Raw genomic sequence first — 13,293 nt, 5'->3', positions numbered from 1 at the left:
ACCGATTTCCCGCGAATTTCAAGGTTTTCGTAAAATTGCACAGTTTTCGATAATAAGATCAGACCAGGGCAAAAGGGGTTTATTCATGAGGCAGATTTTGCAATTGAAGATTAATACCCGTTCGATCTTAACCAAGATGGTACTCAGCTTTATGGCGATTATTTTGTTATTTGTTTCCTTTAATTTGATCTCCCTCACCTTGTTTAGAAAAAGCATTCACGGCGAGATTATTACGTATAACGATGCGAATCTGTCCCATACAACGAGCGGATTCGAACAATACTTCGCGCTGCTGGATAACGTTATCGTGGGCATGTACTTGAATGATCATCTCAATGACTTGCAGAAATCGAAGCCTTATTATATGGCTGCCGGGAACATCATCGACGATTTAGAGCAAATCACGGTGAATCCAAGAATTTACTTGAACAATTTATTTATGTACGACGTGAAGCATCATTACATATTAGACAAGTATCGCGGCAGTTCGCTTGATGTCATGTTCACCGAACACTATGTGAATGGTACCTACACGCCGGCCTTCTGGGAAAAGGAACTGTCCACAGCCGGCTCCGCATCCAAGCTGTATCCGGCCGCTGTATTCAAAAGTCCGCCGCCGACCTATCAAGATTCTCAGCCCGGCGTCGTCATCCCTTACTTGTTCCGAAGCCAGCTGTATCCCGATTTCAAGTTCCTTGCATTCATTGATGCGGATCAGCTGTATCGCAATTACCATCAATCGATTAACAACACGTTCTATATTCTCAGTCCGCAAGGGGACACGATCTATACCTCCGATCCGGCATTTCACGAAGCTTTACCGGAATTGAAGCCCGGGAGAAACTGGGTGAAACAGAACGGCTACTATTTCTTCTATCAGAAAGGCACAACATCCGAGCTTACTTATGTGAATATCATTCCGGACAGCAGCGTATCGAGCAAAATCGTAAAGCTCACGGTTACCCTGATCGTGCTGCTCGTCGTCACCTCTATAGTCAGCTTGGTTTTATCCGTCATCTTCAGCAGACGGTTCAACAATCCGGTTCGTAAAATCGTGGAGTCGATCCGAAGTTTAAATGAAAATAAGGAGCTCGTTCGCGGCGCTGCGAATGACTTTGAGCTGATCCATGCCAACATCGGCCACATGATTAAAGTGAATCAGGAAGCACAGCGCAGTCTCGAAAGCAGGAAAAACCATCTGCGTCATTATTCGCTCATGAATGTATTGAAACGCATCCGCATTGAATATGAGGACTCGGATCCGGCAGCCGAGCAGGACTACAGGCCGTTTCGTTTTATTCTCTTCCAAATGAATTTCAAACAACGATTCTGGGATGAGATGCCCGAAGAAGAAGAACGGACAATTGCTTTTATCCGCGAATATATGATTCAGGCGATCGGACGGGAGATGGAAGGCGCGCAAACCTTCCAAATCGAAACAAACCAAATCTTATCCGTCATCTACATGAACGATGAGGATGACAACCGCCTCTCTGCGGTCCTTTCGGACATCAAAACGGTGCTGGAGACGGATAACGCCTATAGTTTCTGTACCATCGCCGTGAGCTCGTCTTACCCGCATTCTTCTCAGATGACGAGTGCTTACGCGGAAGTGCTGAAGCTTGTGAAGCTGAGGCCTTTCGATGATACGACATATGTGTCTCAGGCCGGCGAAACGAACGAGAAGCCGATGCTGACGACTTCCATTCTGGAGCAGGAACTGAATGTAAGCTTGCAGGAAGGGAATGATCTGCTTGCCCTGCAGTCGCTGCGCCGAATGCTGGCCAAGATGAAGAAACGGAACATCCCCGCCATCAAGTTCCATCGTTTCGCGGAGGAGACAACCGACAAGGTCATGCGCGTGCTTCATAGCATGCAAATCGATACGGATGAATTGTCCTGCATGCTGCCTTCTATCGAGAAGCAGCATACCATTGAAGAATTGGATTGTTATCTGGAGAAGCTGGTGAGCGAGGCCGGACGGCTTGTTCGATTGAAGAAAGAAGAACGCGATCCGATCATCAGCTTTACCGTCAGCTATACGGAATCGCATTACGGTGAAGAGCTGTCCCTGGACCTCATCGCCGGCAAATTGAATATTAGCGGCGGTTATCTCTCCACCTATTTCAAAGAGAAAATGGGGACGAATTTCGTGGACTTCGTGAACGAGGTTCGCGTGAAGAAAGCGAAGGACTTGTTGCTGCTGTCGGAGATGAAAATACAAGAGATTGCGACCTCAGTTGGCTATACGACGCTCAGCTCCTTCAACCGTTCCTTTAAGAAAATTTCCGGCGTTACGCCAACGGAGTTTAGACGCAATGCCGCTGTTGGTGAGCGGTAAAGCGTCTTATTGGTTAGAGCGGTTCCCCCCTAAGTTTGGGGGGCTGAGAGTTCGCATTTGTGACTCTCGGCTTCTTTTTCCGATGGGGGTTGGTGCTGAGAGTTCGATTTCGAGGCTCTTGGCTGCTGACGGGGTTGAGATAGGGTAGTTTGGGGGCTGAGAGTTCGCATTTGTGACTCTCGGCTTCTTTTTCCGATGGGGTTCGGTGTGGAGAATTCCTTGTACCTGAATCGATCAGCTAGACAGAGGAGGCGTGGACAACGGCGTTATCGGCCCTATCAAGTGGTCAATCTTGACCATTAGAACGAAAATAACGTACATTCACTGTATTTATGGTCACAAATGACCATTAAAAGGAATACTTCACGGTTTTCTCTGTCTTTTCCCTCGCTTATGGACACTAATGACCGCATGAAAACAAAAATGCCAGTTATTCAAGGTTAACGGTCACTAATGACCGCATGAAACTAAACTATATAGCTGAGAGTTCGCATCTGAGACGCTCGACTTCTTAATAGATCCACCTCTTCGTCCAACCACTGAAAATCTGGAAATCGAACTCTCAGCAATCAAATAGAGAGAAAGGTACATCCAAAGTAAATGTTGCTTATTCTGCAACAATTATCGAGAAACGGCGAGCTCCGAGATAAATTGTTGTCTTCTATGCAACATGTACTGCTCCAAACGCTGTATGGCTGCCAATCCGAGAAATAATGTTGCCTTCTGTGCAACAATTGTCTACTTTCAACCATCCACAGAGGTCAAATGTTGCAGATCCTGCAACATTACCGTCGGCAATCCTGTTTCAACTTTTCGCTGATCAATAAAAGGGACTATCCTAACGGACAGCCCCTTTTTTCTGTTTTAGTGAAGCATGATGCCAGCTAGTTCCAAGCTACTTGCTGAAACGTATTCGTATCCGCGGATTCATTGGCTTTCAGGCAAAGCAGCGCGCTCAGCAGTCCATCGTCGAGCGAGGTGGATGAACGCTCTTCTCCGTTCACGATCCGGAAGAAGTTGCGCAGCAGCATGCCATCTCCCCCGCCATGCCCATCCATCGCATTCAAGTCGAACTGATGGGTTTCCACTCGCGCCTCATGATGCATGAAGACCCTCAGCTCACCTGTGTACCAGTCGAATTCCAGCGTTCCTTTATAACCTAACAGTCGAGCTCCGCGTCTCTGTGCGCCTCTTCTTGCGAAGAAGTTCTGCGAGTAGGTGACGTGCATGCCGGATTCGTAACGAATCAAGGCGCTGCCGGAATCTTCGTTGCCGGTATCCGTCGCAAAGCTGCAATAGCTCCCTCGATCGCGATTCACCGGCTTGAGCGTGCTTTCCTCGCAGGAATGCTTCTCGTCGCAATCGCGGCACATCAGGCCGGCAGGCTTATCGCCTTTGAATATTTGTTTCGATTTCATGGCCGATATGGCGGTCGGATTCGCGCCAAGCAAATAGTTGATATAATCGAAATCGTGTGTCGCCTTCTGCAGAAACAAGCCTCCGGTTATGCTCTCATCACGGTACCAGCTGTGATAGTAGACGCCGCCGTAAGGCACATTGTTCACAGCCTGCACATGCTCTACGGTTCCGATTTTGCCTGAATCTATAATTTCCTTGGCAAGCTTTACAAGCGGAGTATTGCGCAGCGGGAATGAAACCACTACCTGCGAGTCCGAAGCCTCGTAGCCCGCTTTCAAGCGATATAAATCTTCATAGGTCGTGGCAACCGGTTTCTCCAGGAATAATGGCAGGCTGCGTTTTAATACTTTCAGTGCCATCTCCGTATGCAAATTGCAGCGTGTACCGATTACGACCCCATCCAGTCCGGCGTTATCCAGCATATCATCCGCGTCCGCGTACCATTCGATTTCGTTTGCTGCCTCGCCCATACGAGCGGCCAGCTCCTGCTCGCGGGGATCCGCAATGGCGACGATTCGGCAGCCCGTTTCCTGTTCATCCAATTTGCCAAACAAGCCGCTGACTCTGAGTCCATACCCGATAATTCCAATTCGTTTTGCCATGTCGCAAATCCCCCATATTAATCAATTGTCTTAGTTATAGTTGTTTATTGTCGCTAACTAATTCGAATGATACTATAGGTTCTATAAGATGTATTTACTCGATATCGCTATAAAGTTGTCTATAATCGACTTTTATCCGGATTAAGGGGCATGGACGCAATGGCACTATCTTCATCAGACAACGGCAAGCCCGATAACTTGACTTGGATGCCCAGCATTCACTGGGCCCAGTACCAGGACTCCGCCTATTATCAAGGCAATGAGCGGCGTCTGTACGACTTCGAAGTGATGGTCGTCATTTCCGGGGAAATGATCGTCCATTTCATCGATGAACCCGAGTCGATTCGTTACTTCCCCGGCGACCTCTTGTTTCTAAGCACCCGTGAAAGACATCGCATTGAAATTCCAACTGCTGCCGGTGCCCAATTGCTCGGCGTTCATTTCGACTTCTATGATGAGTTCGAGCTGACGCCTGAGATCCATATGGTTGTAGATGAATCGCGTGTCCAAGAAGCCTTGTTCTGTCAGCAGCCGCTAGGTCCGGGCGGCGAGCGGCTTTTCACCCGTAAATATTCATCGCTGTCCGTTGATATCGTGAAAGGCATGGAATTGATCTGCGAAGAGTTTACAATGGCAAGGACCGGTTATGAGCTGGTCTGCCGAGGAGCCATGCTGCAGATGCTCGCGTCGATTCTAAGATTGCAGAGCGCTCCGCGGCGAACCGCCTCCGCGGCTTATTTGAAGGCTCTTCGGGAGCTGGTCGACGAGCTCAGCGGCAGCTTGCATTTGACTTGGCCGAACACGGTGATGGCGGAGCGTCTGAACGTAAGCGAGGATCATTTTATCCGGCTGTTTAAAGAACAGTTCGGCGTAACCCCCAATCAATATGTTCAGCATCTCCGCCATCAAGAGGCCAAGCGGTGCCTGAGAGAAACGGATATGAAAATCGAGGCGATCGGCATGCGCATCGGTTACGACAGCCTGCATCAATTCAGCCATGTATTTAAACGATGGCAAGGGGTTTCGCCGCGGGAGTACCGGAAGCTGTGCAGCATTTTATAGGAGGGAGCTCCCTTCCTCAGGGATTAGCTCATTCGTACGACCCCTTTGATGCCAATTCGATCAAATTGAACGGAAACCACTTGTTCAGGAGTAAATTCATCTGTGATCAGGCCGCTCAACGTGCCGGGATAACAACGCTCTACTTGCCCGATCCGATCGATCGCACGGATGAAATCCGGTTTGGAAGCATTAACCGAACCTACCATGCATTGATTGCCGATGACGAAATTCTGATTAATCTGATCCATCGGCACCTGAATGTGGCGGTTCGTCGAAGAAATACCGAGCAACCCGATAATTCCGTTTCGGTTAAGCAAGTGCGTCGCTTCAATAAGCAGCGGAGTGAATCCGGTGCACTCCAGCACGATATCAAAATTCAGATTTCGTTTGTTGCCATAGTGCCTTGCAAGTCCATGGTCGGCGGCATCATCCGAAGCGTCGTTATACGCACTCTGGAATTGAGCGCCGATCTTGGACAAAACATTCGCTTGAAGACTGTCTTGGGCATGCAGCGACCACACATGCGTTTCAATGCCCATAGTCCGAAGCGACAAGGCGGACAGCAAGCCCATCGGACCGGAACCCAGCACCAATGCCCGCTTAGGCTTCCAAACGAATCTTTCTTGGAAATGGGCGATCGTCGACCATAGTTTCTCGAATATGCTTTGCGGCTCTACCCATACGCCCAAATGTCTCATCCCATCCGGAACTTTTACGACATAGTTGGCATCCTCAACCACGTATTCACACATAAATCCGTGAGAACCTTTGATGCCTCTTTCGATGTAGTTTCCGCTCTGGCAATAGTCAGATCGGTCTGCGCGACAATTCGGACAATCCGGATCCTGACATGGCCTCCTTACCAACACGGTGACAGCATCTCCAACGTTAAATCCGGAAGCGGCTCCGGCTTGTTCCACTACACCGATCAGCTCGTGACCAATGATCAGGTCTTCTTCTCCCTCCGGCGGCACGCCGTATCGATGCATAATGATTTCCTTATCGGTACCATCGAGTCCGACGCTAAGCACTTTGATTAATACTTCGTGATCGGCCGGCGATTCCGGGCGAAGTTTTTCCGTTAACGTGACTGCCGCTGATTCAGAATTGGCATTTTTCAATACAATCGCTTTCATCATTTCAGAATAGCTTAAATATTGCGTGATTTGATTGGTAATGAAATGAACCGATTCCCGAAGCTCGTCCAGCCCGTTCACGCCATCTTCGATGGAGATCCAGCCGGTGAACTTCTCTTCTTGCAGAATCCTGAAGATCATGCCGTAATCGTTCATGCCCTTGCCAATGACGCCATGCTCAAGTGCATGGGAGTAGCCTTGGTCCATAAACTCGCGGATGTCATCCATCGAATAGCCTTCTCTTAAATAGCGATCGCTGGCATGCATCGTTACCACTCTGGATCTGACCTGCTCTAACAATCGAATGGGATCATAGCCGGCAACGATCGCATTGGAAGGATCATAATTCACTCCGAACCAAGGCGATTCGATCTGACTGATGATCTCTAAATAAATATCGCATGGCAAAGCGAATTCCGGCGCTGTCCAGTAACCGTCCTTATAGTGGTTCTCCATCACGAGGACAACCTTCTTCTCGGCGGCATATTCGAGCAGCTCTTGGATGCATTCCACGGTCCAGCGAATGCCGTCCTCCCTGGAAACTTCAATCCGCCTTTGTCCGGACAGCACTCTGCAGCTTCTGAAATCTTCCGGACCGAGTATCGCCATGACATCGATCATCGTCTTGATATGCTGAATTTCTTCTCTTCTTAACGCAGGATCCGGTTGCGTGAAATCCGGTGACGAGCACATCATCGGGATGGCTAAACGCGCTTTGTCGCACGCCTCTCGAACAGCTAAAAGGTAGGACGGCTCCGTGCTTTCCAGAAAACGCGGATACATCTCCAACCCATCTGCACCGAGCATGCCGGCTATCTCGATCCATTCCCATAAACTCATCGTGCCATCCGACAACTCATTCATAAATCCTTTTGGAAAAAGCGCTACGCGGGCTGTCGTTGTCATCACGTCACCCCTCGATCCTATTCGCTTTAACGCGGGACACGAATTGCTGCAAGATCCCTTTCAACTGCTCACGGTCCTTGCTTGGTTTGAACTCTTGCTTATCGATAACGAGGGGAGCGCCGATTACGACCAGTGGAGCGCCATTCTTCGGCATGTCTGCGGCTTGGTCGATCGTAAGTCCGCCGACAGCCTGTACAGGAACATTCACCGCTTCGACTACGGCAGCCAGATGATCGTACGGCGTACGTTCCTTGTCTTCTCCGCGCTCATCGAAACTGGTATGGACGATAATGAAGTCGACCCCATTAGCTTCCAGCATTTTGGCGCAAGCCACAGGATCCGGCGAAGCCATAATATCGCCCATTACCTGGATACCGTAATCGCGGGCTGCCTTAACAACAGCACGAATCGTCGCTGGATGTGCCACGCCCATGACGACTACGTGAGTAGCTCCGGCTTTGGCCATCATTTCGGCTTCCAGATAGCCGCCATCCATGGTTTTCAGATCGGCCACGATCGGGTGATTCGGGAAAGCTTGGCGCAATGCCGCAACAGCATGAAGACCCTCCCCAAGCAATAGCGGCGTCCCTGCTTCAATCCAATCCACGCCTGCTTCTACGGCAATCTCGGCCATTTCCAATGCTTCTTTGATGGTTGTTAAATCCAGTGAAATTTGTACGATCGGTTCCATGATAGTCGAATCCTCCCCTTCTATCGTGTAACTGCCTCCAAATGGGAACGCTTATGTTAGTTCAACGCGCGGCCGGACACGTACACATACCTCTCAAATCGCGCCATTACATGACTCTTCTGAGTAGGGAAATTCTCGTACAAATAGTCGATGAAATGTCCCGGATGCTCCGTGTTGCCCTCGAACATGTCGTAATGCGCCGGAATAACGGTATCGATCCCGGCCGCGACCGCAAACTCGGCTGCCTCGCGAAAGTTCATGTTGCCAACGATATTACGCGCAAGCCGGAACGGATCGCGTCCGTTAATCGGCAGAAGCGCGCAGTCGACGTTTTCTGCTTTCACGGTATCAACGAGCCCGGGATAAACCGTCGTATCGCCCGCATGGTAAAACGTAACCCCGTTTAAGTTAAGCACATAACCGACGAACCGGTGATCAAGCGCGGAATCGTACTCCAATTCTTCATGAGCCGCCGGAATCGGTTTGTAGCGGAGCCCTTTGAGCTCCCGCCATTCGCCTGTTATCGCATGAATTCGCCGCTCCGGTGACACGCCGAATTCAGCGAGTGCATCAAGGCAGTAGCCCGGCGCCACATACACCGTATCGCTGCGGTTCTTCGCCATCGCGGGTATCGTGTCCGGATCCAAGTGATCGATATGTTCGTGTGTAATGAGCACGCAGTCGGCGTTCGCCGCCTCCTCCGGACGAAGGGGAGGCTTAAACCGCCGATACGGAGAATCTGCCAAATACGGATCGATATAAACGACCGTATCGCCTCCTTTGACAATGACACTGACCTGCCCAAGAAACCAAATGGCTAGCATGCCGTATGGAACACGGGTTTCGTCGATCTCCCGAATTAGCGCCTCACCTGTACGTACGTTAGGAATATTCATGTTTCTTCTCCTCCGTTAGTCAAGATCGTACTCCTTCATCTTCTACACCGGATACATGTAAACCTTCTCACTCGAAAAAGCCAGGACTCCGTCGTAAGGAGCCCTGGCTAATTCGTTTCGCAGAATGGCAGATAACCATCCCCTTATTCGGCTGAACGCGTCAGCGTCTTCTCCAGCATGCCCCGGACCAGTCTCTCCAGCGCATCTTTGTGAATGAATGGCGCAATAGCGGAGAGAATATCGGCGCCCAGGAATCCGGACTCCACATGCAACAGCAGCTTCTCCATACTCCCCTTCGATAGGAACGGGGCGAGTCCAATAATTCGGTCGGCATCGATGGCACCATCGGCAATCCGATCAACTAATCGGTCCAGCGTATCCCGGCTTATAAATGGCGCCAGCGCTTGTACGATGTCCCAATCGACCGTGCCTTCCTCAGCTTGCCGGACAAGCCGGTCGATCTGTTCGGTGTCCAGGAAAGGTGCGAGTCCTACAAGCTGCTGCATGTCGAACGTTCCGACAATGGCCTTATCCACCAAACGGGTTAATGAGCCTTTACTAATAAAAGGTGCCAAGCCTTGAATGGCGTCAGCGCTCAGACGACCTTCCTCTACGTAACGGAGCATCTCATCAATCGTGTCGCTGCCCAGAAACGGTGCAAGCTGCAAAATCGCATGCAAGCTCGGATGCGAGCCATCATCATCGGATGCGTCCGAACCATCCTCCTGCTCTTCGTCCTGAGCTTCGTCCTGAGCTTCGTCCTGAGCTTCGACAGGCTCACTATCTGCTACTTCTTCATCTGATACTTCGATTTCCTGAACGGTCTCGATGCTGTGAAGCTCCTCACCTGCAGCAGCCTGTACGGATGCTGTTTCCTGCGCAAGCACAATCCGGCTTTCACCGGCCAGCAGCTCATCGATGGACGTTTCGAGTAACCGGCTGATTGCCGGCAACATACCGATATCAGGCAGCGACTCGCCGCGCTCCCACTTTGATACGGCTTGATGACTTATTCCCAAACGCTCGGCGAATTCCGCCTGCGTCATCCCTTTTTCTTTTCTTAGACTGGAGATGAAAGCACCGATCTTACGCATTTCCATTGTAGAACGCCTCCACTTATTCGATTGTACAGTGCGCACTGCCCTGCAATCAGCATAGCACGCTTGGCAGCTCTACTCTATCAATAGACAGTTGAACGCGTCAATTCAACTGACGGTTGAATCCATTCTATTCGGGGTGATTATGCGATTCCGTCCCAAGTGCAAAGGGTGTCGTAATCCCTTCATAGGCGAGATGCATCGACATGCCAACCTTGGCGTGATCCAGATTATGACAATGATCCATCCATATCCCTGGATTATCCGCGAGAAAAGCGACCTCATATCGCTCGCCCGGGCCGACATACAGCGTATCGGACCACCACGGGCTGCCGCTTACCGACTTGCCGTTACGGCTCAATACCAGCATATGATGTCCGTGCAAATGCATGGGATGCTCGACCATACCGCGGTTAACAATGGTTGTTTTGACCAAATCCCCCTGTTTAACCATGTACATCGGCGTTTTCGGGAACAGCTTGCCATTGATGGTGTACAAGGCGCCGAAGCTGCCGTTATAGAAACTGAATTGATTATCCAAGACCATCAGAAACTCTCTGTCAAAGTGACTGTCTAAACTAAAGGGCAGCACTTCCGGTGTTCCGTAAACGGACGGATCGAATATCGTAATGCTCTTTGGCAAATCAAGAGGTTCGCCATTGCCCTTCCCGCTAAATAGAATGCCCTCCTTAGCATCATCGCCGATGTTAATAAAAACCGGCGTCTCCGGCATTACGAAGGTCACGTCATACCGGCCGCCTGTCGTTACTTCAAGACGAGTATTACTGCTCAAATCCGTTGGTCCGTTTAGTTCCGTACCATCGATCGCCGCTACTTGAAAAGGAACGCCTACAACGGTGAATGCGCGCTGTACCCAGTTCTCGGTATTAATCAGGCGCAGCCGCACGGGCGTGCCCGGTTCAGCTTGCACTTGCTCGAGGAGCTCCGAATCCGCTCCTTCGCCAAAGGCGAAGCCGCTATTTTTTAACGAATAGGTCATGATCGTCCGATCTATTCCATAGTTAGTTGCAGGATCAGAAGGATCCTCCACCACTAATGCGCCGAACAACCCTTTCTTGACCGCCTCTGCTGAATCTTGGTGAGAATGGTACCAGAAGGTACCGGTTTGTTCCGCGATGAATCGATACGTATGCGTTTGCCCCGGCATGACCGCATTCTGGGTCGCGCCTGCGACGCCATCCTCTGCATTGGGAACATCCAGACCATGCCAGTGTAACGTAACGCCTACATCTACGTTGTTATTGATCAATGTAACTTCGATCAGCTCCCCCTGCCGCATCCGCAGCTCCGGTCCGGGAATTTGACCGTTATATGTCCATGCCTCCACCATTTTGCCCGAGCTGCTTCGAACCAGCTTCTTCTCTGCCGTCAGCGTGAAACGGCGATCCGGTTCTCCCTCTTCGGGGCCGGTTAACGTCTCCACGCTGACATCGGCTTTCCCGCCCGCAGTTACAGCATGGGCAGCATGCTGATGAGCGTTTTCGCTTTCAATACCTCCGCCGAAATCGGATGATCCGGTCATCATGCTCATCGTTTCCGGGAGACGGCTTGCATCCCGTTCATACATCCAGCCGCCGACGACGATCAGTATCATGATCAGGATTTCGGCAACTCCTTTGGCTACACGCAGCTTACGTCCCAAAGGTACCCAATTCTCATGTTGATGGATGCTCTTGCTGCGGTTAAGCACACGGTAAGCCATAATCGTGATGAACGCCAGCAGTACGAGTAGAACCGTTGCGGCATCCAACCATCTAATCGGTACAACCGGTACGAAATAGAAAAACAAACTGGCCAATGCGGTGTATTTGATTGCTTTGAACGGAATGATCAGAGAGGAGTCGCCTGCCAGACGATAAGCTGCCGCATCGAGGGGCGTATCTTGATTCTCGGCCGGCAACCGCATGATGCGGATGATTCGAGGAATGCCGTAGATCCCGCTTGCCATCATTGCAATCAGAAGAGGCGGAAGTTGGAGAAGAATGCGATCCTGCGAGAATAGCCAGCCAAATTCCGTGTACAACTGCTGCGCAATGACGATTTTACCTGCCAGCGCCAGCACGGATAAGCTGAACAAAACCATAACGGTTCTTGATTTATGTTTCAGTTTCTTGTAGGACGAGCTGTAAACAAGTCGGCCTGCCTTGCCTCCGGCCATCCAGCCGAAGACTACGAGTAACACCGTAGCGAGGGCATCCAGCCCATAAAGTAAAGCATACATCGAACAAATCCCCTTTGGCATCATGAGTTATGCCAACATATTACGGGAATTCGAGGATGACTTTAACAGACTGAGGTTTAGTTTTCCCCCAGTCTAAGGTCGGAACCGGGTCTGGTATCGTTAGAAGGCCCTATCGCACTACATGTACCTGCACGGTCAGTTTGCTGTCTACGGTTGCCAGAATCACGTTTTTCACTAAGACGGGCTGAATTTCCGTCTCCAGCCATACATGGTCCTTGCCGATTTCGCGCAGCAGCGCGTGCTCCATATGGCCATCGGTTATGATCGGTTTAGTCAGGTTGAACGGTTCCGTCGTTAGTTTCAGGTCTGCCGGAGTCACGGGTTGATAGTCCGTATTGACGAAGACAGATAACGTACCGCCCGGCTCCCATGCAGCAAAAGCAACCTTCGTGATATCTTCCACATTCGATTTGCGTAATTCTGCGTACAGGAATTCAATGGCGAGCTTCGCTTTCGAAAGATTCCGGTAATCAAGCTTCCCATTCTGGATAAGGGTGATCGCCGGCGGATCGAAAAATTGTTTAAGCAGCGGCACTTTCAAGCTAAGCCAGATCGCTGCTAAGTACAGCAGCACAAGCGAAATCGTCGTTATCATCGACCCTTTGAGCCCGAGATGCTCATCCGACAGCGGATGAGCAATAATATTGCCGAGAGTCAGCGCGATAATGAAATCAAGGAATCGAAGCTGAGATATGGAACGCTGTCCCATCATTTTGGCAGCGATTAACAGAAAGACAAATCCAACGATGCTGCGCAAAATCCAGCCCATTGCCGATAGTGACTCTTGACTTTTGAAAAAATCCACGCATTCTTCCCTCCGCAACCCTCATTTCAGTCCGATATTGTCCCCCAATTGTTCCCAATGCATACGCATGGACTT

The 13,293-nt window shown here is 50.3% G+C and carries 9 protein-coding genes; 2 read left to right on the top strand and 7 right to left on the bottom strand.

The features are described 5' to 3' along the window. Positions 1 to 85 precede the first annotated feature (85 nt). On the top strand, positions 86 to 2,341 hold the full coding sequence (locus tag BM412_RS04330; RefSeq protein WP_091214393.1) for an AraC family transcriptional regulator: 2,256 nt from the start codon (positions 86 to 88) through the stop codon (positions 2,339 to 2,341). A gap of 884 nt (positions 2,342 to 3,225) precedes the next feature. On the opposite strand, the gene BM412_RS04325 is transcribed toward BM412_RS04330, so the two are convergent. Next, positions 3,226 to 4,362, bottom strand: a complete 1,137-nt coding sequence (locus BM412_RS04325; RefSeq protein WP_091214390.1) for a Gfo/Idh/MocA family protein — start codon at positions 4,360 to 4,362, stop codon at positions 3,226 to 3,228. Between the two features lie 159 nt (positions 4,363 to 4,521). On the opposite strand from BM412_RS04325, the gene BM412_RS04320 reads away from it, so the two are divergent. Continuing rightward, complete coding sequence (locus tag BM412_RS04320) at positions 4,522 to 5,424, top strand: AraC family transcriptional regulator (protein WP_177245656.1); 903 nt, start codon at positions 4,522 to 4,524, stop codon at positions 5,422 to 5,424. Positions 5,425 to 5,447: 23 nt separating this feature from the next. Here BM412_RS04320 and BM412_RS04315 read toward each other — a convergent pair whose 3' ends face one another. From BM412_RS04315 to BM412_RS04290, 6 genes are all read right to left on the bottom strand, one after another. Further along, positions 5,448 to 7,466 (bottom strand): TIM barrel protein, encoded by a 2,019-nt coding sequence (locus tag BM412_RS04315; RefSeq protein ID WP_091214384.1) that lies wholly within the window; start codon positions 7,464 to 7,466, stop codon positions 5,448 to 5,450. Positions 7,467 to 7,470: 4 nt separating this feature from the next. Then, positions 7,471 to 8,157 carry an orotidine 5'-phosphate decarboxylase / HUMPS family protein gene (locus BM412_RS04310; protein WP_091214381.1) on the bottom strand — a complete coding sequence of 229 codons (687 nt, stop codon included), beginning with the start codon at positions 8,155 to 8,157 and terminating at the stop codon, positions 7,471 to 7,473. 56 nt (positions 8,158 to 8,213) lie between these two features. Continuing rightward, on the bottom strand, positions 8,214 to 9,053 hold the full coding sequence (locus BM412_RS04305; protein ID WP_091214379.1) for an MBL fold metallo-hydrolase: 840 nt from the start codon (positions 9,051 to 9,053) through the stop codon (positions 8,214 to 8,216). A gap of 143 nt (positions 9,054 to 9,196) precedes the next feature. Continuing rightward, positions 9,197 to 10,153: a helix-turn-helix domain-containing protein gene (locus BM412_RS04300; RefSeq protein ID WP_091214376.1), complete on the bottom strand. Its 957-nt coding sequence runs from the start codon at positions 10,151 to 10,153 to the stop codon at positions 9,197 to 9,199. A 127-nt stretch (positions 10,154 to 10,280) separates the two neighbouring features. Beyond that, a complete protein-coding gene (locus BM412_RS04295; protein WP_091214373.1) occupies positions 10,281 to 12,392 on the bottom strand; it encodes a multicopper oxidase family protein in 2,112 nt (703 codons plus the stop codon). Positions 12,393 to 12,522: 130 nt separating this feature from the next. Next, entirely contained in the window at positions 12,523 to 13,218 is a 696-nt protein-coding gene (locus tag BM412_RS04290) for a DUF421 domain-containing protein (protein WP_091214371.1), read from the bottom strand. Positions 13,219 to 13,293 lie beyond the last annotated feature (75 nt).

This window comes from Paenibacillus sp. BC26 (assembly GCF_900116125.1).
Taxonomy (GTDB): Bacteria; Bacillota; Bacilli; order Paenibacillales; family Paenibacillaceae; genus Paenibacillus_Z; species Paenibacillus_Z lignilyticus.
Note: the sequence above shows the minus strand (reverse complement) of the source record. Positions and strands in the feature narration are given on the sequence as shown.

Coding starts and splice junctions, on each gene's coding strand:
- BM412_RS04330 (WP_091214393.1), top strand. CDS start 86: ATGAGGCAGATTTTGCAATTGAAGATTAATACCCGTTCGATCTTAACC.
- BM412_RS04325 (WP_091214390.1), bottom strand. CDS start 4,362: ATGGCAAAACGAATTGGAATTATCGGGTATGGACTCAGAGTCAGCGGC.
- BM412_RS04320 (WP_177245656.1), top strand. CDS start 4,522: ATGGCACTATCTTCATCAGACAACGGCAAGCCCGATAACTTGACTTGG.
- BM412_RS04315 (WP_091214384.1), bottom strand. CDS start 7,466: ATGACAACGACAGCCCGCGTAGCGCTTTTTCCAAAAGGATTTATGAAT.
- BM412_RS04310 (WP_091214381.1), bottom strand. CDS start 8,157: ATGGAACCGATCGTACAAATTTCACTGGATTTAACAACCATCAAAGAA.
- BM412_RS04305 (WP_091214379.1), bottom strand. CDS start 9,053: ATGAATATTCCTAACGTACGTACAGGTGAGGCGCTAATTCGGGAGATC.
- BM412_RS04300 (WP_091214376.1), bottom strand. CDS start 10,153: ATGGAAATGCGTAAGATCGGTGCTTTCATCTCCAGTCTAAGAAAAGAA.
- BM412_RS04295 (WP_091214373.1), bottom strand. CDS start 12,392: ATGTATGCTTTACTTTATGGGCTGGATGCCCTCGCTACGGTGTTACTC.